General features: G+C 69.3%; 25 protein-coding genes. 12 read left to right on the top strand and 13 right to left on the bottom strand.

Translation table 11 applies throughout. The annotated features are described in order from the left end of the window. Nucleotides 1-65: 65 nt before the first annotated feature. The gene (locus HRC28_RS03200; protein WP_182378751.1) at nt 66-1,277 is read left to right on the top strand and encodes a sensor histidine kinase; all 1,212 of its coding nucleotides are present in this window, start codon (nt 66-68) and stop codon (nt 1,275-1,277) included. Further along, nucleotides 1,274-1,900, top strand: a complete 627-nt coding sequence (locus tag HRC28_RS03195; RefSeq protein WP_182378750.1) for a response regulator transcription factor — start codon at nt 1,274-1,276, stop codon at nt 1,898-1,900. Before HRC28_RS03200 ends, HRC28_RS03195 begins: the two co-directional genes overlap by 4 nt. Nucleotides 1,901-1,905: 5 nt before the next feature. Here HRC28_RS03195 and HRC28_RS03190 read toward each other — a convergent pair whose 3' ends face one another. Both HRC28_RS03190 and HRC28_RS03185 read right to left on the bottom strand, forming a co-directional pair. Continuing rightward, entirely contained in the window at nt 1,906-2,217 is a 312-nt protein-coding gene (locus HRC28_RS03190) for a hypothetical protein (protein ID WP_182378749.1), read from the bottom strand. Continuing rightward, nucleotides 2,217-3,275, bottom strand: a complete 1,059-nt coding sequence (locus tag HRC28_RS03185) for an oxygenase MpaB family protein (RefSeq protein ID WP_182378748.1) — start codon at nt 3,273-3,275, stop codon at nt 2,217-2,219. Before HRC28_RS03185 ends, HRC28_RS03190 begins: the two co-directional genes overlap by 1 nt. Nucleotides 3,276-3,337: 62 nt before the next feature. Here HRC28_RS03185 and HRC28_RS03180 point away from each other — a divergent pair, with 62 nt between their 5' ends. Continuing rightward, on the top strand, nt 3,338-3,958 hold the full coding sequence (locus HRC28_RS03180; protein ID WP_182378747.1) for a TetR/AcrR family transcriptional regulator: 621 nt from the start codon (nt 3,338-3,340) through the stop codon (nt 3,956-3,958). Here the strand turns inward: HRC28_RS03180 and HRC28_RS03175 are convergent. Further along, nucleotides 3,951-4,172, bottom strand: a complete 222-nt coding sequence (locus HRC28_RS03175; RefSeq protein WP_182378746.1) for a hypothetical protein — start codon at nt 4,170-4,172, stop codon at nt 3,951-3,953. The two genes, HRC28_RS03180 and HRC28_RS03175, sit on opposite strands and share 8 nt — an antisense overlap. A 102-nt stretch (nt 4,173-4,274) precedes the next feature. Between HRC28_RS03175 and HRC28_RS03170 the strand changes: the two genes are divergently transcribed. Continuing rightward, on the top strand, nt 4,275-4,673 hold the full coding sequence (locus HRC28_RS03170; protein ID WP_202033211.1) for a VOC family protein: 399 nt from the start codon (nt 4,275-4,277) through the stop codon (nt 4,671-4,673). A 35-nt stretch (nt 4,674-4,708) separates the two neighbouring features. Here HRC28_RS03170 and HRC28_RS03165 read toward each other — a convergent pair whose 3' ends face one another. Continuing rightward, nucleotides 4,709-5,308 carry a dihydrofolate reductase family protein gene (locus HRC28_RS03165; protein ID WP_182378745.1) on the bottom strand — a complete coding sequence of 200 codons (600 nt, stop codon included), beginning with the start codon at nt 5,306-5,308 and terminating at the stop codon, nt 4,709-4,711. Nucleotides 5,309-5,377: 69 nt separating this feature from the next. On the opposite strand from HRC28_RS03165, the gene leuE reads away from it, so the two are divergent. Continuing rightward, the gene (gene leuE, locus HRC28_RS03160) at nt 5,378-6,034 is read left to right on the top strand and encodes a leucine efflux protein LeuE (protein WP_182378744.1); all 657 of its coding nucleotides are present in this window, start codon (nt 5,378-5,380) and stop codon (nt 6,032-6,034) included. A 136-nt stretch (nt 6,035-6,170) separates the two neighbouring features. On the opposite strand, the gene HRC28_RS03155 is transcribed toward leuE, so the two are convergent. The 4 genes from HRC28_RS03155 to HRC28_RS03140 are packed head-to-tail and all read right to left on the bottom strand — an operon-like array spanning nt 6,171 to nt 8,895. Then, on the bottom strand, nt 6,171-7,220 hold the full coding sequence (locus HRC28_RS03155; protein WP_182378743.1) for an NAD-dependent epimerase/dehydratase family protein: 1,050 nt from the start codon (nt 7,218-7,220) through the stop codon (nt 6,171-6,173). Nucleotides 7,221-7,238: 18 nt separating this feature from the next. After that, nucleotides 7,239-8,159 (bottom strand): cation diffusion facilitator family transporter, encoded by a 921-nt coding sequence (locus tag HRC28_RS03150; RefSeq protein WP_182378742.1) that lies wholly within the window; start codon nt 8,157-8,159, stop codon nt 7,239-7,241. Further along, nucleotides 8,159-8,536, bottom strand: coding sequence for a metalloregulator ArsR/SmtB family transcription factor (locus tag HRC28_RS03145; protein WP_182378741.1), 378 nt, complete (start codon nt 8,534-8,536; stop codon nt 8,159-8,161). The genes HRC28_RS03150 and HRC28_RS03145 overlap by 1 nt, the downstream gene beginning before the upstream one ends. Nucleotides 8,537-8,583: 47 nt before the next feature. Beyond that, entirely contained in the window at nt 8,584-8,895 is a 312-nt protein-coding gene (locus tag HRC28_RS03140) for a hypothetical protein (protein ID WP_182378740.1), read from the bottom strand. A gap of 58 nt (nt 8,896-8,953) precedes the next feature. Between HRC28_RS03140 and HRC28_RS03135 the strand changes: the two genes are divergently transcribed. The 4 genes from HRC28_RS03135 (at nt 8,954) to HRC28_RS03125 (ending at nt 11,758) form a co-directional block, all read left to right on the top strand. Next, nucleotides 8,954-9,748, top strand: a complete 795-nt coding sequence (locus tag HRC28_RS03135) for a hypothetical protein (RefSeq protein WP_182378739.1) — start codon at nt 8,954-8,956, stop codon at nt 9,746-9,748. Between the two features lie 49 nt (nt 9,749-9,797). Further along, on the top strand, nt 9,798-10,733 hold the full coding sequence (locus HRC28_RS03130; protein WP_182378738.1) for a zinc metalloprotease: 936 nt from the start codon (nt 9,798-9,800) through the stop codon (nt 10,731-10,733). Nucleotides 10,734-10,780: 47 nt separating this feature from the next. Next, nucleotides 10,781-10,936 carry a hypothetical protein gene (locus HRC28_RS25100; RefSeq protein ID WP_202033210.1) on the top strand — a complete coding sequence of 52 codons (156 nt, stop codon included), beginning with the start codon at nt 10,781-10,783 and terminating at the stop codon, nt 10,934-10,936. Between the two features lie 159 nt (nt 10,937-11,095). After that, nucleotides 11,096-11,758: a zinc-binding dehydrogenase gene (locus HRC28_RS03125; protein WP_202033209.1), complete on the top strand. Its 663-nt coding sequence runs from the start codon at nt 11,096-11,098 to the stop codon at nt 11,756-11,758. 19 nt (nt 11,759-11,777) lie between these two features. Here HRC28_RS03125 and HRC28_RS03120 read toward each other — a convergent pair whose 3' ends face one another. Then, nucleotides 11,778-12,773, bottom strand: coding sequence for a zinc-binding dehydrogenase (locus tag HRC28_RS03120; RefSeq protein WP_202033208.1), 996 nt, complete (start codon nt 12,771-12,773; stop codon nt 11,778-11,780). Nucleotides 12,774-12,862: 89 nt separating this feature from the next. On the opposite strand from HRC28_RS03120, the gene HRC28_RS03115 reads away from it, so the two are divergent. Next, nucleotides 12,863-13,486, top strand: a complete 624-nt coding sequence (locus HRC28_RS03115; RefSeq protein WP_182378737.1) for a glyoxalase — start codon at nt 12,863-12,865, stop codon at nt 13,484-13,486. A gap of 4 nt (nt 13,487-13,490) precedes the next feature. On the opposite strand, the gene HRC28_RS03110 is transcribed toward HRC28_RS03115, so the two are convergent. The 3 genes from HRC28_RS03110 to HRC28_RS03100 all read right to left on the bottom strand — a co-directional run bounded on the left by HRC28_RS03110 (nt 13,491) and on the right by HRC28_RS03100 (nt 15,348). Beyond that, nucleotides 13,491-13,937, bottom strand: a complete 447-nt coding sequence (locus tag HRC28_RS03110) for an SRPBCC family protein (RefSeq protein ID WP_182378736.1) — start codon at nt 13,935-13,937, stop codon at nt 13,491-13,493. 4 nt (nt 13,938-13,941) lie between these two features. Beyond that, the gene (locus HRC28_RS03105; RefSeq protein ID WP_202033207.1) at nt 13,942-14,787 is read right to left on the bottom strand and encodes a lysophospholipid acyltransferase family protein; all 846 of its coding nucleotides are present in this window, start codon (nt 14,785-14,787) and stop codon (nt 13,942-13,944) included. A gap of 84 nt (nt 14,788-14,871) precedes the next feature. Next, nucleotides 14,872-15,348 carry an ABA4-like family protein gene (locus tag HRC28_RS03100; RefSeq protein WP_182378735.1) on the bottom strand — a complete coding sequence of 159 codons (477 nt, stop codon included), beginning with the start codon at nt 15,346-15,348 and terminating at the stop codon, nt 14,872-14,874. A gap of 132 nt (nt 15,349-15,480) precedes the next feature. Here HRC28_RS03100 and HRC28_RS03095 point away from each other — a divergent pair, with 132 nt between their 5' ends. Together HRC28_RS03095 and HRC28_RS03090 are read left to right on the top strand one after the other, a co-directional pair. Further along, nucleotides 15,481-15,951, top strand: coding sequence for a sigma-70 family RNA polymerase sigma factor (locus HRC28_RS03095; RefSeq protein WP_182378734.1), 471 nt, complete (start codon nt 15,481-15,483; stop codon nt 15,949-15,951). Beyond that, nucleotides 15,951-16,646 (top strand): hypothetical protein, encoded by a 696-nt coding sequence (locus HRC28_RS03090; protein ID WP_182378733.1) that lies wholly within the window; start codon nt 15,951-15,953, stop codon nt 16,644-16,646. The genes HRC28_RS03095 and HRC28_RS03090 overlap by 1 nt, the downstream gene beginning before the upstream one ends. A 53-nt stretch (nt 16,647-16,699) precedes the next feature. On the opposite strand, the gene HRC28_RS03085 is transcribed toward HRC28_RS03090, so the two are convergent. Further along, entirely contained in the window at nt 16,700-23,374 is a 6,675-nt protein-coding gene (locus HRC28_RS03085) for a choice-of-anchor P family protein (RefSeq protein ID WP_182378732.1), read from the bottom strand. Nucleotides 23,375-23,500 lie beyond the last annotated feature (126 nt).

The raw sequence follows: 23,500 nt of genomic DNA, 5'->3' as shown, positions 1-23,500 counted from the left end.
GGCTACCGCTCGATAGCCAATTGGATGATGCCGCCCGCGCCCGCGATCCCTAGTCTGGATCGACCATGAACGCGCCCACCGACCGCCGCCGATCCGGCGTGCACGGCATCCTCGCGCCGGCCGCGAGCCTGGACCGCTGGCTGCTCGTGGTCCTGGTGGTCCTGCTGGTCACCTGTGCGGTGCGGTACGTCGACCGGCACGGCCTCGGCGCGACCGGTACCGCCGTGCTGGCGGGCGCGCTGGCCCTCGCCCTGGCCTACGCCACCCGTGGGTTGCTGCCCGGGCGTTCCTGGTGGCCGACGGTCTGGGTGGTCGGGATGGTGGTGCTGTGGGGCGCCCTGACCGCGGTGGCTCCGTCCTTCGCGTGGTGCGCGGTGCCGGTGGCGTTCGCCGTACTCCGGGTGTTGCCGTTCGCGTGGGCCGTCGGGACCGTGGTGCTGATGACCGCGCTGCTGACCGCGGCCTGGGCGCGCATCAGCGACGGCGTCGACCCGGTGCAGGTGGCCGGCCCGATCGGCGTCGCGCTCCTCACCGTGCTCGCCTACCGCGCCCTCGATCTCGAGACCCGGGCTCGCCAGGACCTGCTCGACGAACTCGTCGACGCCCAGGCCGACCTCGCCGAGGAGCAACATCGCTCCGGCGCGCTGGCCGAGCGCACCCGGCTCTCCCGCGAGATCCACGACTCGGTCGGCCAGGGACTGTCCAGCATCAACCTGTTGCTCCAGGCCGCCGAGCAGGCCTGGGACACCCAGTCCACGGCAGCCCGCGAGCACGTCCACACCGCCGCAGCCACCGCCCGCGACGGTCTGGATGAAGTACGACGGGTGGTGCGCGACCTCGCACCGGCGGACCTCGCCGCCGACTCCACCGGCGCGGCCCTTCCCGACGCCCTGCGACGCACCGCCGCGCAGGCAGCGCTCGCCATCGACTCCGAAGTACGGGTCCACGGCACGCCCGTCGTGGTGGCACCGGAGGTCGCCGCGGCCCTCGTCCGCACGGCGCGTGGGGCACTCGCCAACGTGAGGGAACACGCCCATGCTGGGCGCGTGGCGCTCACCCTGACCTACCAGCAGGACGAGGTCGTCCTGGACGTGCGCGACGACGGGCGCGGCTTCGAACCCGACCAGGTCCGGGCCGCCGGGTCCCGCGGGCGTGGACTGGCGGGCATCCGTGACCGGGCCGCCTCCCTCGGTGGACAGGTCGACGTCGAGAGCGCTCCCGGCGAGGGCACGACCGTGTCGGTGCGATTCCCCGTGACGGTCGAGGAGGCGCCGTGATCCGGATCGTGCTGGTCGACGACCACCCGGTCGTGCGCGCCGGACTGCGGGCACTCATCGACGGACAGGCCGACCTGTCCGTGGTCGGTGAGGCCGACGGACTCGACCGTGCGCTGGCCGTGGTCGCGGCGGACCGGCCGGACGTCGTACTCATGGACCTGAGCCTGGGCGCCGGCCAGCCCGGCGGGGCCGAGGTGACCGCGCAACTGAGGGCGCTCGCGAACCCGCCCGAGGTGCTGGTGCTGACCACCTACGACACCGAGTCCGACATCCTGCGCGCGCTCGACGCCGGGGCGCGCGGCTACCTGCTCAAGGACGCCCCACCCGAAGAGCTGTTCGCCGGGATCCGCGCGACGGCCCGTGGCGACACGGTGCTCGCGCCGTCGGTCGCCGCCACCCTCGTCCGGCGGACCGCACCGGGTGCCACCACCATCACCGAGCGTGAGGTCGAGGTGCTCGAACTGCTGTCCCGCGGCCTCGGCAACAAGGAGATGGCGCGCGAACTCTTCGTGTCGGAGGCGACCGTCAAGTCCCACCTCTCGCACATCTACACCAAGCTCGGCGTGGACACCCGCGCCGGCGCCGTGGCGGCAGCGATCGACCGGCGGATCATCCGCGCCTGAGGGTGTCAGCCCTTCTCGACCGCCGCCAGCACCTTGTCGAGCTTGGCCTTGAGGTCGGGGACCTCGTCGAGCAGCGCCAGCTTGTCGTTCAGGTCGGTGAGCAACGTCTGCACCTCACCGAGGACCACCTTGGTCTCGGCGAGGGTCGCGTCAACGGTGGCCAGCTTCTCGTCGACGCCGACGAGCTTCTCGTCCACTCCCGTGAGCGTGCCCTCGACGGTCCCGAGCGTCTTGTCGACATTGCTCAGCGCCGCCTCGGCGTTCTTGAGCGTCTTGTCGGTGCGCTTGAGGATGTCGGAAACAGGATTGAGACCCATCAGGCGAGCCTACCCAGCACCGGCTCCGACTCGAGCAGACCGGCGTCGCTCGGCGCTTCGCCGAGGCCGAACACCTTCTCGTGCTGCTTCTGCCGCCAGGCCAGGTGTGCCTCGGCCGGCTTGTCGAACCCGTAGCGCTCGCGCGCTTCGGTGGGCGTGAGGACTTCGGGGTTGGTCGGCTCGATGCCGCGGAAGACCGGGGCCACCACCGCGATGGTGCTCGGCGAGAGCAGCGCGAGGACCCGCAACTGAAGGCCCTTGCTCAGGGTCAGGGCGGCGAACACCGCACGCAGGACCGGGCGCACCGCGATGTCGACAGCGCGGCGCTGGGGCAGGTCGCCCATCTCCCGCATCCAGCCGGGCAGGGTGGCGATCACGCCGGCGGTGAAGAACTTGCCGACGATCCACTGGGCCGGACGCAGCACCAGCGGCACCTGGACCAGCTGGTCGATGTCCATCAGGTGGTGCATCGCCTTCTGCGCGATGGGCGAGCCGGACATCAGCGGGCGCATCCGCTCGTAGTACGCGTGCAGTTCGGCGCGGTTGCGCGGCACGTCGTCGGGGTTGCAGGTCTGCAGCTCCGCGGCGATCGCGCACTCCTCCCAGAACTGCAGCTCGTCGGCCTCCGACAGCTTGCCGGGGCCGTACATCTCGTAGGCCTTGAGCACCGAGTGCCAGCCGGTCACGAGGATCCAGAGCTGGGAGTCGGGGTCGTTGGCGTCGTACTTCCCACCGCCGTAGGGCTCGGTGCCGATCGCCTTGCTGTGCACCTTGACGAGGACGTCGGCGGCGCGGCTGGTGCTGCGGCTGTCACCGAACGCGACGAGGGCGAAGTAGTGGATGGTGCGGTCGTAGCGGGTCTTCGGACGCTTGTAGATGTCCTGGGTCCGGTCGACGGAGGCGACGAGGTTCGGGTCGAGCTCCTCGACGACGACGGCCCGGCTGAAGCCGATGGTCAGGGAGGTGGGGTAGCCCCACACCTTCCACGCGACCGAGTCGGGACCGAAGAAGCCGTAGTCCTCGGCGGGGTTGATCTCGCGCTGCTTGCGAAGTGCCATGTCGCCAGAATGCTACAGTTGTGTAGTAAATGGAAGACCTTCGGCTGAACTAAGGTGATCGCATGGCGGATGTGGCGCGGAAGAGGCGGCCGTACGCCGCCCGCGTTCCGATGGCCGAGCGCCGCGAACAACTGCTGGACGCGACCCTGCGGATCATCGATCGCGACGGGTACGACGGCGTCTCGATCGACGCGATCGCGAAGGAAGCCGGCGTCACCCGACCGGTCGTGTACGGCGCCTTCGAGAGCCTGGGCCCGCTGCTGATGGCCCTGCTCGAGCGCCAGCAACAGCGTGCGCTGATGCAGCTGTTCGGCGCCCTCCCCCAGGACCTCGGCGAGGGCAAGCCCGCCGACCTCATCCGTCAGGCCGGGCCGGCCCTGCACCAGATGCTGCTCGACGACCCGGTGACCTGGCGGGCGATCCTGCAGAGCGCGACCCACGCACCGGAAGCCGTGCGCGAGCGCGTCGAAGCCGACCGCGAACAGGTCCGGCACTTCGTCGAACAACTCGTGGTCGGGACCGTCGGCCGTCGCGCGGATGCGGAAGTGCTCTCGCATGCCGTCATCGCCGTACTCGAACGGTTCGGTCAGCTCGTGATCGCGGACCCCGAACGCTTCACCGCCGAGCGGCTCACCGATGCGGTCGCCGCGCTGCTGGGGCGGGCGCCCCGGCGGGTCACCTGAGCGTGATGTCGCTGAAGATCAGCAACGGCCAGGCAACGATCTCGCCGAGGTAGGAGAAGAACGCGTCCGGGCCATACAGGCCCTCGCGGTGCTTCTGGTGCGCGTCAGCCCAGAACACCCCGACGATCACGTAGGGGATGCCCAGCCAGATCATCACGACGAGCAGGTCCTTGACGGTGATCGGCTTCTTCTCGGTCTCGGTCGAGGTCGTCATGGAAGCCACCGTAGGTGATTCCGCGGGCAATTGCTACACCTGTGTAGTAATCAGTGGTGGTTCCTGGGCGCCACTGTCGGTGGCGAGGTGCACGCTGGCTGCATGACCACTTCCACCACACCGATCTCCACCCCCGTCACCGAACTGATCGCGTTCACCATCGACGCGTCCGACGCGGCCCGCCTCGCGAAGTTCTACGCCGACCTCACCGGTGGCGAGGTGACCGGCGACTACCCGGAGTACGGCTACGCCGCGGCCTCGATCCTCGGGTCGGCCTTCAACTTCCAGACGGTCGCCGACTACGCCCGCCCGCAGTGGCCCGGCCAGGAGCACCCCCAGCAGTTCCACATCGACCTGCGCGTCACCGACGTCGCGGCGGCCGCCGAGCACGCCATCTCGCTGGGCGCGACCGTGGCCGGCGAGCAGCCCGGTGGCGGTGCGTGGCAGGTGATGATCGACCCCGACGGGCACCCGTTCTGCCTCTGCCCGCCGAAGGACTGAGGCCCCCCTCCGCGGCGATCAGCCGCGGCGGTAGGTCAGGTGCGGCGGTAGGTCAGGTGCGTGACGTACGGCGTCGTGCGCGACGCCACCGGGACGAGGTCACTCGACGGCACGCCCTCGAACAGGCGTGACCCCTCGGTGAGCCCGGAGACCAGCGGAGCGACGTGCCAGCGGAGCTCGTCGATCAGGCCCGCGGCCAGGTAGGCGTTGACGGTCGACGCACCCCCGGCGATCGCCACGTTGGCGTCGCCCGCGGCCTCGCGGGCTCGATCCAGGGCGTCCTCGATCCCGCCGGTCACGAAGTGGAAGGTGGTGCCACCCGCCATCTCCAGCGGCTCCCGCTCGTGGTGGGTGAGCACGAAGACGGGCGCGCGGTACGGCGGCTCCTCGCCCCACCACCCGCGCCACGCCAGGTCCCACTCGCCGCGGCCCGGCGAGAACATGTTGCGCCCCATGATGAACGCGCCGGCGCGGAGGATTCCGGCCGCCTCGTCGGGATTGTCGTCGCGGTGATCGATCTGCCACGCGTGCAGGCGGAGGTGGTCCAGGCTGCCGAAGGGGTGCTCGAAGCTCTGGTCGGCCGCCGCCCCGAAGCCGTCGACGGTGGTGGTGATGTCCGCGGTCACGATGCCCATGTCCAGCCAGACCCGGGCGCCCGCGAAAACTCATCGGCCCGGGGAACCGCCCCGTGGGAGGATCGGCCCGTGCTGGGCATCACCGACCTGTCGACGTACCTCGTCGGACTGATCTTGATCATCCTGCTGCCCGGACCGAACTCGCTCTACGTCCTCTCCGTGGCCGCACGACGCGGTGCGCGCGACGGCTACCGCGCCGCCGCGGGCGTCTTCACCGGCGACGCCGTCCTGATGACGCTGTCGGCCGCCGGAGTCGCCTCCCTGCTGCAGGCCAACGACCTGGCCTTCTCGATCGTGAAGTGGGTCGGCGCCGGCTACCTCGGCTACCTCGCCTTCACCATGCTGCGCGGGGCGTTCGTGATGTGGCGGGCACGGCACCGCGCGGTCCAGGCCGTGGAGGAAGGCTCCCCGCCGCTGGCACCGGACGAGCGCCCGTACCGCCGCGCCCTGGTGATCAGCCTGCTCAACCCGAAGGCGATCTTGTTCTTCGTCGCCTTCTTCGTGCAGTTCGTCGACCCGGCCTACGCCCACCCGGCAGTGTCGTTCCTGGTGCTCGGGATCTTCGCCCAGATCGCGAGCGTGGCGTACCTGTCCGCGTTGATCTTCGGCGGCACCCGGATGGCCGCAGCGTTCCGGCGCCGCAAGGCGCTGTCGGCCGTCGGCACCTCAGCCGTGGGCGCAATCTTCCTGGGCTTCGCCCTGAAGCTCTCCCTCGCCCACGCCTGATCGCGACTTGGCGTTTGTCTCGCCCGACTTGGGGTTTGTGACCCGCGAGTTGGGGTTTGTGACCGTCGAGTTGGGGTTTGTCACCCGTCGTACGACGACAACTCACAAGTCGACGGTCACAAACCCCAACTCGCGATCAGGCCTTGGCGAGCCCGTCGTCGATCATCTGCTGGTAGTGCTCGGTGATGGTCTCGGCGACGGGGCGGAACTCGATACCGAGCTCCGCGGTGGTGCGGCTGCTGTCGTACGCGAGCGGGTGGCCGACGTTCTTCTCGACGTACTCGCGGGTCAGGCCGGCGAGCGGGGCGCTGAGCTTGACCGCCGCCTTGGGGGCGATCATCCGCGGGAAGGTCAGCTTGTTACCGAAGGACGCCGCGAGGATCCGGCCAATGGCGAGCATGCTGACCGTGTCGGCGTTGGTGAGGTAGCGGCCCTTGGCCTCCGGAGTGAAGCCGGCGGTGATGTGGGCCCGCGCCACATCGCGTACGTCGACCACGCCGAGGTAGAGCTTCGGGACACCGAGCGTCAGCGAGTAGTCGGTGAAGTGCTTCATGGTGTCCATCGATCCGGAGACGCTCGACGTGGTCAGCGCCGGGCCGAGCACCAGGCCGGGGTGGATGGTGACCAGGTCCCAACGCTCCTGCGCCTCGGCGATCGCCCACGCGTCCTTCTCGGCGACGGTCTTGGAGTAGGGGTAGGGCTGGTGGTCGAGGGTGCTGGTGGTGTTCCAGTCGGCCTCGGTGACGGGCCGTCCCTTCACGTCACAGTTGTCGCCGTGCAGTGCGACGACGCTGCTGGTGAGGACGACCCGCTTCACGCTGTCGGTGGCATTGACGCTGGCCAGGACGTTGCGGGTGCCGTCGAGCGCGGGGTCGACGAGCTGCGCCTGCGGGTCCTTGACCTTGCCCAGCAGGAAGGGCGAGGCGGTGTGGATGACGAGCTCGACGCCCTCCATCGCGGGCGTGAAACTGCCCTGGTCGAGCAGGTCGGCCTGGTGCAGGGTGAGCCGACCGGGGTGCGCGTCCGACAGCGCGTGCAGGTGCTCGAGGCCCTTCGGCTTCTGCGGGTTGCGCACCGTGGCGCGGACGGTGCGACCGTCCTCGAGCAACTGGCGCACGATCCAGCTGGCGACGTACCCACTCCCTCCGGTGACGAGGACGGGTGCGGCGGGATCTATCTGCGTCATGCGGTCACACTAGGGGTCTCACCAGGTGACGGCGTCACAGTCCGTGGAGCGGCAACCCTCGATCTGCAAGGTCGCGTGCTCGATCTGGAACCGGTCACGCAGCAGCGCCTGGCCCTCACGCAGTGCGTCACCGCTGTCGGTGCCGTCCTCCAGCACCAGGTGCGCGGTGGCGACGTTCATGCCGGAGGTCAGCGTCCACGCGTGCAGGTCGTGCACGTCGCGCACGCCGTCGATGGCGGCGAGCGCGGAGGTGACGGCGTCGATCTCCAGTCCTGCGGGGACGTGCTGGCCGAGGACGGCGAGCACTTCGCGGCCGAGCATCACGGCGCGGACAGCGACGAACCCGCCGATCAGGAACGCGACGACGGTGTCCCAGACACTCGAGCCGGTGGCGATGATCAGCCCTCCGGCGATCAGTACGCCGACACTGCCGGCCGTGTCCGCCACGACTTCGAGGTAGGCGCCCTTGACGTTGATCGAGTCCTTCGCTCCGGCCCGCAGGAGGAGCAGTGCGATCACGTTGACCACGAGGCCGAGAAAGCCCACGACGATCAGCGGGCCGCTCGCCACCTCGGCGTCCTCGCCGATCCGCGCCATGGCTTCGATGACGACGTACACGGAGACGCCGAGCATCATCAGCACGGCGAGACCGGAGGCGAAGACCTCGGCCCGGTACGACCCATAAGTACGACGACCGGTGCTGTCCTCACGCGCCGCGATCTTCGTGGCGACGAGTGCGGCACCGAGCGCGACCACGTCGGCCGCCATGTGGCCCGCGTCGGAGATCAGCGCGAGTGATCCGCTGATGATGCCGACGACGAGTTCGACGAGGAAGAACGCCGCGATGAGGGCGAAGGAGACCGCCAGACGCCAGCGGTGGCGCGCGCCGGCGTGGCCGGTGGCAGCGGGGGTGTGGCCATGTCCGTGTCCGACGCCCATCACCACTCCTCGTCGGCGTGGAGGGCGGCGGGACCGAAGTTCGCACTGAGCACCACCGCTTCACCGGTGGCTTCGAGCAGGCGCTCGGTGGCGCGCAGGATGTCGGCGGTCGCCTCGGGGTGGGCGAGCGAGAACATCGACGCCCGACCGCTCGGGCGCGACACGACCAGGCCGCAGTCGCGCAACAGGGCGAGGTGCTTGGAGACCGTCGACTGCGCGAGCCCCAGGTGGTCGGTGAGATCGATGACGCGGTGCTCGCCCAGGGCGAGATGTTGCAGGATCGCGAGCCGGTTGGGATCACTGAGTCCGTGCAGCAGGCAGGCCGCCGCGACGAGTGCCTCGACCTCGCTGGTCGGCTCCACCTGATTCATCGCCATACGACGATGTAATCACCGTTTGGCGTCGCTGGTCAAGCCCGTCAGGGTCAGAACGGCAGGCTCAATACGACGCGCAGCGGCAGGCCCGGCCACGCGAGACCCAGCCACAGGCCGCGTCCCAGGACGCAGCCGGGGTGCAGGTGCCCGCGGGCGAGGGACGTCCCCCAGCCCACGACCGCCGCGAGTCCGAGGACGCCCAGGACACCCCAGCCCACGGGGTGCGGCGACTCCGGAACCACGACCGCCGCCACCCCGAATCCGAGGAGCAACAGGCCCGCGAGGAACGAGGCGGGGCTGACCGGAGTGTCCCGCTGCCGCCACGGTTGTTCGACCGAACGGCCGCATGCGCAGCGCTTCATGGCGGGAACGTACCCGGGCCCCCTCCCGCCACACCCGTTCGGTGCCTATGCTCCGATCGTGCTGATACGACCTGGCGAGCTCGAGGCCATCCGTGATGGCGACCTCGACCTCGCCTTCCGGCGCTGGGACCGGGCCCGCGTGAAGGTGGGCACCCGGCTGCGGACCGCCGTCGGGCTGCTCGAGGTCGTCGCCGTCGACGCAGTGCCACTGTCGGCCCTGCGCGCCGACGATGCGCGCCGTTGCGGTGCCGCCTCCCTCGCCTCCCTCAAGGACGCACTGAGCGTCCGCAAGGACGGCCAGGTCTTCCGGGTCGGCCTGCGGTACGCCGGCCCCGACCCCCGCGAGATCCTGCGCGAGTCCGTTCCGACCGCGGAGGAACTGGCCGACATCCTGGCCCGGCTCGACCGGCTCGATGCGGCCTCCCGGATCGGCCCCTGGACCCGCGCGACGCTGCGGCTGATCGACGCGAACCCGGAGGTGCGCGCCCCCGAACTCGCGGAGCAGATGGGGCGTCCGACGCCGGAGTTCAAGGTCGACGTACGCAAGCTGAAGGAGCGGGGGCTGACCGAGTCGCTCGCGATCGGCTACCGCCTGTCCCCGCGCGGCGAGGCGGTGCTGGACCACGAGGACGGTCCGCGCGAACGGGCGCCCCGACGCACGGGAACCCCGCTGCCGCGCACCATCGGGGCACCGGCCACCCGCGCACTGCGCGCCGTCGACCTGCACACCCTCGAAGCGGTCAGTGGATGGACCCGGCGCGACCTCGCGGCGTTGCACGGCGTCGGACCGATCGCGCTCGACCGAATGGCGGCGGCAATGGCGGCCGGCGGGCTCGCCTACGCACCTGACTGACGCGTCCTCGGGGGCAGACAACAGGCGCCCCCTTGCCTAGGTTGGTGCCATGACGCACCTCACCTCACGCCGCCTGCTCGGAGTCGCCGCGAGCTCATTGCTGCTGGCCGTCCCGTTGGCCTCGACACCGTCCACGATGGTCTCCGCCGCCGCATCCCCCGGGGCAGAGGCGTGCCTCGATGCCTCCGGCGCCAGGGTCGCCGAGGGCTCCCACGCCGCGGAGCCCGAGCTGTACCCCAAGAACGAGGCGAAGAAGTACGGCGTCATCAAGGACTCGCCGTACCTCGGCGACGGCACGGTCACCGTCAACACGGTCTTCCACGTCATCACCGACGGAGCGAGCCAGGCTGATCGGGACCGGCTCGAGACGATGGTGAACGCGCAGATGGACGTGCTCAACGCCGCCTACTCTGGCGAGACGTCCGCAGAAGCGGCCGACACCCCCTTCCGGTTCGACCTCACCTCGATCGAGTTCGTCGACAACGCGAAGTGGTACACCGTGGTGCCGGGCAAGACCGAGCGCGACATGAAGGCTGCCCTGTACGACGGCGATGCCACGACGCTCAACGTCTACACCGCGAACATCGGCGCCGGCCTGCTCGGCTGGGCGTACTTCCCCAAGGGCTACAACAACGGGCGTGACTTCATCGACGGCGTCGTCATGCTCGACGAGTCGATGCCCGGCGGTACGGCGGGCAAGTACTCCGAGGGCGACACCCTGACCCACGAGGTCGGCCACTGGCTGATGCTCGAGCACACCTTCCAGGGCGGCTGCTCCGCTTCCGGCGACGGCGTGGCGGACACCCCGCGCGAGGCTGCCCCGCAGTTCAACTGCCCCGACGGCGCCGACACCTGCACCGCACCCGGCGTCGACCCGATCCACAACTTCATGGACTACACGCAGGACTCCTGCATGAACACGTTCACCGAGGGCCAGGCGGAGCGGATGAGCGACGCCTGGGTGGCGTTCCGCGCAGGGGCGTAGACCCAGCGTTGGACCAGGACGTTGGACATGCGCGCCATGCTGGACCCATGCGCGCTGTCATCCACCACGAGTTCGGCAACCCTGCGGAGGTCCTCGGCGTCGAGGACCTGGAGGTGCCCGAGCCGGGTCCCGGCGAGGTGCGCGTGCGCACCCTGCTGGCTGCGATCCACAACCACGACCTCTGGACGATCCGCGGGTCCTAGGGCTTCAAGCCCGAACTCCCGGCCCGGGCCGGCACCGAGGCGGTCGGGGTCATCGACGCCCTCGGCGAGGGGGTCGACAAGTTCCAGGTCGGGCAGCGGGTCGCCAGCGGCGGGACCTTCGGCGCATGGTCGGAGCTCTTCATCGCCAAGGCCGGCGGGTTGATCCCGGTCGCCGACGGGATCGCCGACGAGGTCGCGGCCCAGCTGGTGTCGATGCCGTTCAGCGCGATCAGCCTGCTCGAATCACTGGAGCTGTCCTCTGGTGACTGGCTCGTGCAGAACGCCGCCAACGGCGCCGTCGGCCGGATGGTCGCGCAACTCGGCGCGGCTCGCGGGGTCAACGTCATCAGCCTGGTCCGCCGGGCCGCCGGTGTCGACGAGCTCGGCGACCAGGGCATCACGAATGTCGTCGCGACCGACGCCGAGGGCTGGGCCGACCAGGTGCGCGCGCTCACCGGCGGCGCCCCGATCAAGGCCGGCGTCGACTCGGTCGGCGGACCTGCCAGCGGCGACATCCTGTCCCTGCTCGCAGAGAACGGCACGCTGGTCGTCTTCGGCGCGATGGAGTCGCCCACCATGGAGCTGTCGTCCGGCGACCTGATCTTCAAGCAGGTCACGGTCAAGGGATTCTGGGGCAGTACCGTCAGCCAGACCATGCCGGCCGAGCAGCGCCGCGCACTCTTCGGGGAGCTGATCGAGCGGATCGCGTCGGGCAAGCTCACCCTGCCCGTCGACACCATCTACTCGTTCGACGAGGTCAGGGCCGCGGCCGCCGCGAACGGCGAACCCGGCCGCAAGGGCAAGGTCCTGCTCCGCCCCTGACCCGGCCGGAGCCAGACGGTCAGGTGAGGACGACGAGCTTGCCCGCGTAGGTCCCGTCCTCCAGGTCACGGTGCGCCTGGACGATCTCGTCGAACGCGTAAACGTGGCCGATCGGCACCTGCAGGCGGCCGGCTTCGGCGTCATCCAGCCAGGCCTGGAGTACGTCGGCCGGCAGATCGCCGGCGTTGCCGGAATAGCCGCCCAGCCACACGCCGCGCGGCAGGTCGCCCGTGGGATAGAAGTCCGGCAGCGTCCACGAGTTCGACAACATCCCGGTCATGCACGCGACACCGTGCACCCGGACGGTGGCGAGGGTGTCCAGCAGGGTCGGCGCGCCCACGAGCTCCAGCGCGCGGTCAACACCATCCGGGAACAGCGCCCGCACGTCGCCGGCGATGGTGCCGTTGTCGATGACGACATGGTCGGCGCCGAGGTCCAGCAGCATCTGCGTGCGCGCGGCCGAACGCGTCGTGGAGACGACTGTCATCCCGCGCTGCTTGGCCAGGATCGTCGCGGCCTGGCCCACGGACGACGTACCACCTCGGACCAGGAGGGTCTCGCCGGGCTGGGCGTCGAGGCCGACGGTGAGGGAGCCGTAGGCGGTCTGCAGCATCTCGGGCACCGCACCCAGGGTGGCCCAGTCGAGGCCGGTGGTGACCGCAATCGTGTGCTGGACGGGGACGACGACCCACTCGGCGTAGCCGCCGTTGATGGTGCGGCCCATGCCGCCCATCATCGCCACGACCTGCTGTCCGACGGCGAGCTCGCCACCCGGGCACGCAGCGACTTCCCCCGTCGCCTCGATCCCGAGGACCCGCGGGAAGGTGACACCGTGGGCCAGCCCGATCCGCGTGTGCAGCTCGGACCGGTTGAGACCGAAGGCACGGACGCGGATCAGCACCTCGCCGGCCGCAGGTGTCGGCACGGGGAGATCGCGAATGACGAGTCCTTCGGGCGGCGCAGGCGCCGCATCGAGAACCACTGCCCGCATCGTGCCTGTCTGGTCGGTCGTCATGGGACGAGAACCTACGCCGACTGCGCGACAATCCAACGGGTCAGGAATCGAGAAGCAGGGTGGGGTCGGCCGGACCTAACGTCGTGGACATGAACTCCACCGACACCCAGACCACACTGTCCGCCCTCACCCTCGAGGTGGCCGACCCGGCCGCCGCCCGGGCCTTCTACGCCGACGCGTTCGGCTTCGACACCCAGATCGACGTCCGCGCCACCGACGCCACCACGACCGGCTTCCGCGGCTTCTCCCTCTCCCTCACGGTCGCCCAGCCGGCCAACGTCAACGCGTACATCGACGCTGCGGTGGCCGCCGGCGCGACCGTCCTGAAGCCTGCTGCCAAGTCGTTCTGGGGGTACGGCGGCGTCGTACAGGCTCCCGACGGGACGATCTGGAAGGTCGCGACCTCGAACAAGAAGGACACCGCCCCCGCCGAGAAGAAGTACGACGACCTGGTGCTCCTGCTCGGCGCGACCGACGTGGCCGCGACCAAGCGGTTCTACATCGAGCAGGGCATGAAGGTGGCCAAGAGCTACGGCCGCAAGTACGTCGAGTTCGAGGCCGGCACCGGCCCGGTCAAGCTCGCCCTCTACGGCCGGCGTGCGCTGGCGAAGGACGTCGGCGTTCCCGAGGACGGCAGCGGCTCGCACCGCCTGGTCCTCGGCGGCTTCACCGCGACCGACCCCGACGGGTTCGTCTGGGAAGCCTCGGCCTGAGAGCTCAACCCTGTTCCCACTCCAGGTGGTGACGCAGTTGCTGGATGGCGGCGTCGAGGTGCCGGTGCATGATGCCCCGCGCGAACTGCTCGGCGATCCGCGACATCACCAGTCCCGACAGGGTGATCGTCATCGTCATCGTGACGAGCGACCGGTCCGCTCCGTCCGGCTCGACGATGAGGTCGAACGTGTGGCGCGTGCCGCGCACGGCCACCCAGGCCAGGTGGTGGTCGGCGGTCCGGTCGATGTCGATGGCACCGCCGATGTGGAGGGTGCCGACGTCGAGGAACGCCTCCCACTCCTCGTGCCCGGGTTCGTCGAGCTCACCCAGGAACCGGAACCGGCCGAACCCGCTGATCAACGGCAGCACCTGCTGCGGGTCGGTGGCGAAGGCCGAGACCACGTCGCGAGGGCGACCGACGGTGGCGGTGACGGTGGCCGTGGAACTCACGCGGTCACCCGAGCACCGGAAGAACGGTCTTCGCGGCGAGGGTCGAGAGGCCGGCCTGCATCACGCTGGTGACGTAGTCGTAGGCCTCGTCCCAGTCGGGCTCCTCGCCGAACCGCTCGGTGAGGTCGATCGGGTCGAGCACCTGGATCCGGATCTTCGCCGGCAGCGGGATGTGCGGGAGGTCGCCGGGCAGGAAACCCCACGGGATGCTGAACGAGATCGGCAGCGTCTTGACCCGCAACAGCTTGTCGAAGCGCAGCAGCTTCGCGGTCTTCCGGCCGTCGTTCAGGACGAAGAAGGTGTCCTGGCCACCGGTCGCCACGACGGGCACGATCTTCACGCCGTTCTCGTGCGCGAGGCGGAGGAAGCCCTTGCGGCCGTCGAAGACGATCTTGTGGCGATCCCGCCACGGACGCAGCGCCTCGACGTCGCCGCCGGGGTAGACCAGCACCGAGCCGTCCTGGGCGAAGACGTCAGCAGCGGCCCGCGGGGTGGCGGTGACGACGCCGAACTTGCGGGCGAACGCACCGATGCCGGGCAGCGAGGTCACCATCTCGTGACCCAGCGCGAACAGCGGCCGGCCCTCGACCGTCATGTAGGTGTTGTAGCCGAGCAGGAAGACGAAGGTGTCCGGTACGCCGGCCCCACCGCTGTGGTTGCCGACGAACAGCACCGGCTCGTCGGGGACCTTCTCGAAGCCCTCGACATCGGCTCGGAACCACACGCTGGCCACCAGCCACAGCCGCGGCAGCATCCGCCGGATGAAGGCCGGATCGCGCCCGCTCAGGTCCGCCAGCGGCGCCTTCAGCAGTCGGCTCTTGCCGACGGAAGAATCACTGCTGCTGGCCACGAGCAGTCAACGAGACGGCGGGCGGGGAGTGACGTGTCGCGCCGCCCGGCACCCGCACACTGAGCCCCACCACCGCGATGGCCATCAGAGGTCCCGTCCTTCGCGGCGCGCACCGAAGGTGCGCTGGGCGAGGTAGAGGGTCAGGCCGATCGGACCGGCCAGCCAGGTGAGCAGCAGAGCGAGCCGAGGGCTGCGACCGGCGGCGATCGCGTCGCGCCAGATCCACTGGCCGACGAACAGGTCGAACGAGATGTAGTGCGCCCACCCGGCGAGGAAGACGTCGTGTTCGGCCAGGACCCGGCGGAGCTGGTCGGGGTCGCGGAAGTCGAGGAAGGTGCGCGTCTTCAGCAGGCCGGAGCCGAGGAATGCCGCGTAGGTGACGCCGATCGTCGCGTGCAGCGGCATGGCCAGCTCGACGAGGCGCCGGGTCAGGGCCGACCGGGGCAGCAGGATCATGGCCAGGAAGAGCGGCGCGGACGAACTGTTGATGGCGGTGTACGCGTGCCGCCGGCTCGCGGGCATGGGCTCCAGCGGTGTGGTGGGTCGAGCGGTCTCGGTCATGTCTCCTCCATTGACAACGGCGTTGCACAACAACGTAACGAGTTGCCGCCGGGCGCCGACCCTGCGACCGCAGCGCAGGAGAGACTTCACGAAGGGTGCAACGCGACGGCGGGCTCGGACGACGACAGGTGCATGGAGCAAGTGGAAGAAGATGCCGCAGCGCTGTCCCTTGAGGACGCCTACCGGGAGCACCGGGTCGCGTTGCTGCGGCTGGCCTACCTCGTCGGGGGCAGCCGCGAACTCGCGGAGGACGTCGTGCAGACGGCCTTCGCCACCGCGCAACCCCGCTGGGACCAGGTCGAGGAACCGCTGCCCTACCTGAAGCGCGCGGTGGTCAACCAGATCAAGGACGCCCAACGGCGGTGGTACCGGAGCCAGCGACATCGGGAGCACCACGCGACCCCGCAGTCCGTGCTGCCGCCCGAGGTCGACGAGACCTGGCAACTCATTGCCTCGCTATCGCTCCACCAGCGCGCCGCCGTGGTCCTGCACTACTACGAGGACCTGCCCCTCACCGAGGTCGCCGAGATCCTCGGCCGGCCCGCCTCCACCGTTCGTTCCGACCATCGTCGAGCCCTCGACCGGCTCCGAAAGGCACTCTGATGAACACCCTCACCGACCCCCTCGAGGACCGGATCCGCCGCACGTTGCACGCCGTGGCCGACACCGTCACCGATGCCCCTTCGCCCATCCACGCGCCTCCCGTTCCCGAGCGCAAGCGGAGCCGGTGGAAGTGGCCGCTCGTCGTCGGCGCCGTGGCCGTCCCCCTCACGCTGGCCGCCGGCGCCCATCTCCGGAGCGGTCCGGAGTACGTCGACGCGATCCCGAAGGACACGATCGTCCTCAAGGGCGAGGTCGACGGGTCGTCGTACCTGCTCGCGGAGAGCCGGCGCACCAGCACGTGCGGCGAACCCGTGCCCGGGGTCGAGTTCGTGGTGGAGGACAAGAACCTCCTCGGCAGCGAATGGAACACGTCCGGATTGACGTACGGCGCCGGGAGTGCCGACGGGTGTGACCTCGACACCGCCAGCTACCTGGCGAATCCCGCGCTCTTCAACGACGGCGGCACGCTGGTCGGTGACACGTTCGTGTGGGTCTGGGCCGTGCATCCCGACGTCACGGCAGTGCGCGTCACCGCCGACGGGTTGTCCGTGGACGTGCCCACACACCGGGTCGACGGCGCCGGGTACGCGGTGTACGAGGTCCCGAAGGACCTGACGTCGTACACCTCGGAACTGCTCGTTGGCGACGTGGTCGTCCCCGGCTCGAGCGAGGTGCAGCGTCTCACCAGGCACTGACCTGAGGTCAGTGCCGAGCGGCCGTCCCCCCAGGTCCGGCCGCTCCTGCGTGCCTACTGGAAGGTCGTGTCGGCGTGGGCCTCGGCGACGACGACCTCGATACCCGGCGACAGACCGAGGATGTTGTTGGCGACGGTCACCACCACACGCACCGCGCGGACCGTGATGCCGCTGTGGCCCGGTCCCGAACAACTCCCGTTGGCGGCGCCACCGCCGTCACAGAACTGCTCGTTGAGGATGATGAAGCCGATTCCTGGCAGCACCAGCGTCGTGTTCGGCGCCGGGTTCGCGGCAAGGGGCGCCAGCCCGGCTATCTGGAGACCCAGCAGGGATGTCCCCGCGGAGGTCGATGTGGACCCGCTCGCTGAACCATTCGAGTTGGCCTGCGATCTCACCGCCGTGGCCCTGACGGTGCAACCCAGCACACAGACCGGTGTCGGGCCGTCGCCTGCGACTTCGGCCCAACTGGTCGCCGTGGCCGACGAGGAGTTGAACGAGCCGCTGCTGCTGCTGTCGGCAACCTTGGCACCGACGACGCCCCCGCCCGCGGGCAGCGCCACGGCAGCGACGTGCTCGCTCTCCGCGCCGCCGAGAGGCGAGATCTGCACGTAGCCCTGGAGCAGGTCGGCGAGCAACGGACCGGTGTAGACCCGTGCGGTGTAGGCGTGTCCGCTCACCGACCGGGTTCCGGCGCCGCTGCAGACGAAGGTCTTGGCGAACTCGCTGTGCGCCGTCGCCTTGGCCACGTAGATCTCCGCCGCCTGGATGAGCAGCAGGCCGGTGATCTTCACGTGGATCATCGCCACGGTCTGGTCAGCGACGTACTTGCCGCCCGAGAGTCCGGTCGACGAAGTCCGCTCGTTGATCGCGACGTAGCTGTTCTTGCCGAAGACCAGCGGGTTCAGCGGGATGGTGGTCGTCTGGTTGAGGTCCACCGGAGTCGCCAGGCCAGCGATCTTCAGGTTCTGGATCGTCGACCCGGTCGAGGTGGCCGAGGCGTAGTACCCGTTGGCCATCGTCGAGGCGACCGCCCGAACCGTTCCCGTCTGCACGGTGCAGAGTCCCGCGACCGGCACCAGACACACACCGGCCACTTCGGCCGTGGTGGTCTGGCGGGCCTCGGCCGGAGCGGCCGTGACCGAGCTGGAGCTCGTCGTGCTGATGACACCGGCCGTCAGCAGTCCGCCCAGGCTCAGCGACAGGAGCGAGTCACTGTTGGTGGTCGGACCCCCGACCCCGGTCTGGCTGCTCGCGGCGTTGCTGATCGCCACGGTGCTGTTGTTGGTGATGACCGCGTTGGCCAGCCCCGTGATCAGGGTGAGGATGCCGGACGTCTTGACCTGGACGCCGATGGCTGCGCCGTTCGACTTCGCCGTCGACGGGTCGGGCTGCGGCGTGACGTTGTCGGTCACCGTGTTGGAGCTGATCGCCGTCTCGTTGCCGACCTTGATCTTCGCCGAGTTCGGGACGGTGCAGATCTGGTTGCTGACGAGCTTGACCACGAGCGTCACCGAGCCGGTGCCACCGAGCGGTGCGATCGCCCCGAGGTTCCAGGTCGCCGTGGCCGGCGAGCCGACCAGCGAACACCCGGCGGTGCACGAGACGAACTGGGTGCCGGCCGGGATCGCGTCGGTGAGGACGACCTGCAGGGCCTCGGCCGGGCCGTTGTTGATCCAGGTGATCGTGTAGGTCAGCACCTGGTCACCGTTGGGCCGGTGGTCGACCGACGAGGTCTTCGTCAGCTTGAGGTTCGACGTCGCCGCCACACAGACGGTCACCGCATCGTTGGTGCCGTTGGCCAGCACCACACCGTTCGCAACCGGGAAGGTGCCGGTGGCACAGCCCCCGAGCCCCGAGGGTCCGGTGAAGCTCGCGGGCATCGCTGCGGTGTAGGTGATGACCTGCTCGTCATCGGGCTCGATGACGGCCGTCGTACACGTGAGCACTCCGCCCACCGCCGAGCAGCCGGCAGGCACCGACGGGTTCAGGCGGGAGTCGTAGTCATCGGAGAAGGTCGTCGAGCCGGCGACGGAGCCGGTGTTCCTGACCGTCACCTTGTAGGTGATGACCTGACCGGGCGTCGCGGTGACGTCGTCCGCCGACTTGTCGACGGTGAACTCCGGAGCCGCAGCCACACAGACGGTCTCGTCGGCAACGACCTCGCCGTCGATCCGGACCAGGTTGGCCACCGGGTACTCGCCCGCCTGGCAGGGCTCGACTCCGGAGGTGCCGGAGTACGTCGCAGGCAGGACGGCGTCGTACGTGAACTCCTGCTCTCCACCGGAGAGGAGGACGCCCGTGGTGCAGGTGAGCAGTCCGCCCGCGGCCGAGCAGCCGGCGGGAATCGTCGGGGTCAGGCGGTTGTCGTAGTCGTCGACCAGGGTGGTCGAACCTGCGGCAGCGCCGTTGTTGGTGACGGTCAGCGTGTAGTGCACGGTCTGGCCGGGCACGCCGGTGGCGTCGTCCACGGTCTTCTCGACCGTGAAGTCCGGCGCCGCTCCGACACAGACGACCGCGTCGGCGACATCACCGTTCGCGAGCGTCGCCCGGTTGCGGACCGGGTACGCCGGCGGGTCACAGTCCTCGACATCCGGTTCGCCGGTGTACGTCGCCGGGACGGTCGCCTGGTAGGTGAAGACCTGGTCCTCGCCGGCCTCGAGCGACCGCGTCGTGCAGCTCAACGAGTGCGCAGACACCAGCTCGCAACCGGCCGGTGCGGCCGCGATCGTCGCATCTGCCTGGTCGGTGAAGGTCGTCGAACCCTCGGCGGTGCCGATGTTCGTGACGGTGATGTCGTAGCCGACCGAACCGCCCGGCATCGCCGTCGAGGAGCTCGGCGACTTGGTGATGGTGAACTCCGGTGCGGCAGCAACACAGATGGTGACGGCGTCGGTGTCACCCACGACGGAGACGCTGTTCACGATCGCGAAGCCACCACCTTCACAGGTGTCGTCATCGTCGGTGAAGGCATCCGGCATGGCGGCGGAGTAGACGAACTTCTGCGACTGGCCCGGGTCGAGCGAGGCCGTGGTGCAGTCGAAGAGCTCGTTGCCGTCGGACTCGGACGGGGCACAGTCGTTGCCGGCCGGGGTCGACACCGCGGACGACGGCGCCAGGCGGTCGTCGAAGTCGTCGGTGAAGTCACTGCTGCCGGGAGCAGCGCCGATGTTCTTCACGGTGACCGTGTAGGTGACGAGGTCGCCGGCACCCACGCTGGTGTCGTTCGCCGTCTTGACCACGGAGAACTTCGGCAGGGCAGGGACACAGAGCGTGACGCTGTCCGCGGCCGTCGTACCGCTGACGGTGACGCTGTTGACGATGTCGAACTCGCCCGGGTCGCAGTCTCCGGCGCCGTCCGCTCCCGTGAAGGAGGTCGGGATGACGGCGGTGTAGACGAACGACTTGCTGTCACCCGCGAGGATCGTGCCCGTCGTACAGGTCAGCTTGCCGCCGGCCTTCGTGCAGCCGGCCGGAACGGTCGGGTCGAGGCGGTTGTCGTAGTCGTCGACGATCGTCGTCGAACCCGAACTGGTGCCGAAGTTGTCGACCTTGAGGGTGTAGGTCACCGTGTCGCCGGGGGCGACGTCGGTGTCGTCAACGCTCTTGGTGACGTCGAACTCGGGGGCTGCGGTGACGCAGAGCGAGACGTCGTCCGATGCTCCGCTGCCGAGGACGACCTTGTTGTAGATCTCGAAGGTGCCCGGCAGGCAGTTGCCGGTGGTGCCGGTGAACGTGTCCGGGATCTGCGCCGTGTAGACGAACGTCTGCTGTCCGAGGGCGTTGATGACGCCGGTGGCACAGGCCGTGAAGGCGCCGCCAGCAGGGACACAGTTGTTGCCGGCGGGGTTCGACGTGGCGGTGCTCGGGGACAAGCGGTTGTCGTAGTCGTCGGACCACGTGGTCGAGCCCGAAGCGGTGCCGTTGTTGGTCACCTTGATCGTGTAGGTGACGGTGTCTCCGGGCGCCGGGTTGCTGTTGTCGATCGTCTTCTCGACCAGGAAGTTCGGTGCCGCCGCGACACACACGTTGACGCTGGCGCTGCCGAGCCCGTTGCCGAGGTTGACGCTGTTCGCCACCAGGTAAGTGCCCGGGTTGCAGACCCCTTCACCATTCTCCGTCGCGTACGTCGCCGGGAGGGTCACCTGGTAGGTGAAGACCTGCTGCTCACCAGCCGGAATGGTGCCGGTCGAACAGTTGAGGGTCTTGGCCGTCGTACCGACGATCTCGCAGGAGCCGGTGTCCGGCGTCCGGGTGATGTTGGTGGGTGAGAGCCGGTCGTCGAAGTTGTCGACGAAGCTGGTGGTGCCCGCGGCGTTGCCGGTGTTCTTGACCGTGATCGTGTAGGTCAGGACCTGGTTCGGCACTCCGGTCGTGTCGTTGACGGACTTGGTGACCGACAGGTTCGGCGCGGCCGCGACACAGAGGATCTCCGTGGCGCCGGGTCCGTTCAGGACGGTCGCGGTGTTCTTGAGCGGGTAGGTCCCGCTGGCGCAGTTCTCACCGCCGGAGGTCGGCCCGAAGGCGGACGGTACGACGGCGGTGTAGGTGAAGGTGACCGTCTCGCCTGCCGCGACCGAGCCGGTCTGGCAGGTGAACGTGCCGGACGAACCGGAGCAACCGCTCGGGAAGGTGACGACCATCCGGGGGTCGTACACGTCGGTGAAGCTGGTCGAACCCGCCGCGGCGCCCTCGTTCTTCACCTTCACGGTGTAGGTGACGGTCTGCCCCGGGATCGGGGTGTCGTCGTTGACGTCCTTGGTGATCGTGAAGTTCGCCGCGGCACCGACACACACCTGGACGGTGGCCGCCTGGCTGTTGGCCAGCGTGACGGTGTTGAGGACCGGGTACGAGTTGGCCGCGCAGTTCCCGACGGAACCGGAGAAGCTCGTGGGCATGTTCGCGGAGTAGACGAACGTCTTGGTGAGTCCGGCCGCGATCGTGCCCGAGTTGCAGCTCAGTTGACCGCCGGCCTTGGTGCAGCCCGCCGGCACGGTCGGGTCCAGCCGGTCGTCGTAGTTGTCGACGAAGGTCGTCGAGCCCGAGGCATTGCCCGTGTTCTTGACGGTGATCGTGTACTCGATCAACTGGCCGGGGGTGGCGGTCAGGTCATTGGCGACCTTGGTGACCGTGAAGGTGGCGCCGGCCTGGACACACACGATCACGGTGTCGGTGCTGGAGGTACCGATGGAGGCAGTGTTCTTCACCGGGTAGCGGTCGGACGCGCAGCCGGTGTGGTCGTCGCCCTCGAAGGTCGCGGGCATCGTGGCGGTGTACGTGAAGACCTGGGTGAGGCCCGGCAGGATCGAACCCGTGGTGCAGGTCAGCTTGCCGTCGGCCTTGGTGCAGCCCGCGGGGGCGGTGATGCTCGCGTCCAGCCTGTTGTCGTAGTCGTCCACGACGGTGGTGGCGCCCGGGGCGGTACCGGTGTTCTTGACCGTGAGCGTGTACGTGATCGTCTGGCCGGGACCGGGCAGCAGGTTGCTGGCCGCCTTGTCGACCGTGAAGGACGCGGCCGCGTTGACGCAGACCGTCGCAGTGGCGGTGCCGGAGCCCGCAAGAACGCTTCCCCCGGTCAGGGTGGCGGTGTTCGTGATCGGGAAGAGCCCGGTTCCACAACCGCTACCGGGGCCGGACGTGAAGGATCCGGGCATCACGGCGGAGTAGGTGAAGACCTGGGATGCGCCCGCGGCGATGCTGGACGTGGTGCAGTTGAGCACCTTGTTCGTGGTGCCGGCCGGCGTACACGTGCCACCGGAGGGGTTGCTCGTCACCGCAGACGGCGTGATGTTGTCGGCGTGGTCGTCGGTGAACGTCGTGGACGCCGGCTGACCGCCCGTGTTCTTGACCGTGACCGTGTAGTTGACCGTGTCGCCGGGAGCGGCGGTGGTCGGGTTCGCCGTCTTGGTGATGCTGAAGAGCGGCGGTGGCACGGGGCCGGTGGCGCTGGCCTGGATCGTGTTGGCGGTCGCGCCCGTGGAGCCTCCGTCGATCTGCTCGAGCTTGAAGGCGTACGGACCGCCGCTGACCGAGCTGGCACCGAGGTTCAGGCCCCAGGCGCGCGGGAGCGTGTTCGGGCCACCCACAGCGAGGTGCCCACCGAACAGCAGGACGACGTCGCGGGCCACCGTGGGCGTGGCGTTGCGGAAACGGACGGTCACGGTGACGAGGTCGTCGCCGCTGGTCGGTGAACTGTGGGAGATCACGGCGTCCGAGGTCAGCACGCCGCCGTACAGCGTCCACATGCGGTCGGCGGCCGGGAGCTGGTGGGCGGAGACGGCCGTGGAAATGGGGGACACGGACGGCGGGATGTTGGCCCCGTCAGTGGCCATGGGCAGGGTCGAAGGGGCGCCCGCACACAGGCTGGCGGCCAGGCTCTGACAGGGGTCGGCGTCGGAAACGGTCTTGTTCCACGTCGCGAGGGAGTCGTACGCGTGCACGTTGCCCTTGCGGTCCTGGTAGGTGAAGGTCAGCGAGTGTTCGGCGTTGTCGGCCGGCAACGAGAGGAGGGCGCGCTGCGGCACGACCTGGTCCTCGTTGTAGTGGGAATTGCTGTTCTGGATCGCCCCGTTGATCCAGCCGCCGGCGCAGGTCAGCGCCGTGCCGGTCCCGTTGGCGCATTGCGAGAAGCCACTGACGGTGGCGTTCGCTGCGACGGCCGGCGGAGCGGCGACGGCGGTCAATCCGGCTGCGGACACAGCACCGGCAAGAAGAATTCGCAACGCACGCATATTCAGAGCCCCCATGACTCGGTTGGAACAGAGCCCCCCGAGAGCACGACAGGCGAGGAGCCGCCTGAACCGGGCCAGTGCACAGAAATCTCCGGCACTATCGAGGGACGCTACGCGCGCACGACC

Source organism: Nocardioides sp. WS12 (assembly GCF_014108865.1).
Lineage (GTDB): Bacteria > Actinomycetota > Actinomycetes > Propionibacteriales > Nocardioidaceae > Nocardioides.
Note: the sequence above shows the minus strand (reverse complement) of the source record. Positions and strands in the feature narration are given on the sequence as shown.

Excerpts from the sequence above, each read along its gene's own strand:
- HRC28_RS03200 (WP_182378751.1), top strand. The coding sequence starts at position 66 with ATGAACGCGCCCACCGACCGCCGCCGATCCGGCGTGCACGGCATCCTC.
- HRC28_RS03190 (WP_182378749.1), bottom strand. The coding sequence starts at position 2,217 with ATGGGTCTCAATCCTGTTTCCGACATCCTCAAGCGCACCGACAAGACG.
- HRC28_RS03185 (WP_182378748.1), bottom strand. The coding sequence starts at position 3,275 with ATGGCACTTCGCAAGCAGCGCGAGATCAACCCCGCCGAGGACTACGGC.
- HRC28_RS03180 (WP_182378747.1), top strand. The coding sequence starts at position 3,338 with ATGGCGGATGTGGCGCGGAAGAGGCGGCCGTACGCCGCCCGCGTTCCG.
- HRC28_RS03175 (WP_182378746.1), bottom strand. The coding sequence starts at position 4,172 with ATGACGACCTCGACCGAGACCGAGAAGAAGCCGATCACCGTCAAGGAC.
- HRC28_RS03170 (WP_202033211.1), top strand. The coding sequence starts at position 4,275 with ATGACCACTTCCACCACACCGATCTCCACCCCCGTCACCGAACTGATC.
- HRC28_RS03165 (WP_182378745.1), bottom strand. The coding sequence starts at position 5,308 with ATGGGCATCGTGACCGCGGACATCACCACCACCGTCGACGGCTTCGGG.
- HRC28_RS03155 (WP_182378743.1), bottom strand. The coding sequence starts at position 7,220 with ATGACGCAGATAGATCCCGCCGCACCCGTCCTCGTCACCGGAGGGAGT.
- HRC28_RS03150 (WP_182378742.1), bottom strand. The coding sequence starts at position 8,159 with ATGGGCGTCGGACACGGACATGGCCACACCCCCGCTGCCACCGGCCAC.
- HRC28_RS03145 (WP_182378741.1), bottom strand. The coding sequence starts at position 8,536 with ATGGCGATGAATCAGGTGGAGCCGACCAGCGAGGTCGAGGCACTCGTC.
- HRC28_RS03140 (WP_182378740.1), bottom strand. The coding sequence starts at position 8,895 with ATGAAGCGCTGCGCATGCGGCCGTTCGGTCGAACAACCGTGGCGGCAG.
- HRC28_RS03130 (WP_182378738.1), top strand. The coding sequence starts at position 9,798 with ATGACGCACCTCACCTCACGCCGCCTGCTCGGAGTCGCCGCGAGCTCA.
- HRC28_RS25100 (WP_202033210.1), top strand. The coding sequence starts at position 10,781 with ATGCGCGCTGTCATCCACCACGAGTTCGGCAACCCTGCGGAGGTCCTC.
- HRC28_RS03120 (WP_202033208.1), bottom strand. The coding sequence starts at position 12,773 with ATGACGACCGACCAGACAGGCACGATGCGGGCAGTGGTTCTCGATGCG.
- HRC28_RS03115 (WP_182378737.1), top strand. The coding sequence starts at position 12,863 with ATGAACTCCACCGACACCCAGACCACACTGTCCGCCCTCACCCTCGAG.
- HRC28_RS03100 (WP_182378735.1), bottom strand. The coding sequence starts at position 15,348 with ATGACCGAGACCGCTCGACCCACCACACCGCTGGAGCCCATGCCCGCG.
- HRC28_RS03095 (WP_182378734.1), top strand. The coding sequence starts at position 15,481 with ATGGAGCAAGTGGAAGAAGATGCCGCAGCGCTGTCCCTTGAGGACGCC.
- HRC28_RS03090 (WP_182378733.1), top strand. The coding sequence starts at position 15,951 with ATGAACACCCTCACCGACCCCCTCGAGGACCGGATCCGCCGCACGTTG.
- HRC28_RS03085 (WP_182378732.1), bottom strand. The coding sequence starts at position 23,374 with ATGCGTGCGTTGCGAATTCTTCTTGCCGGTGCTGTGTCCGCAGCCGGA.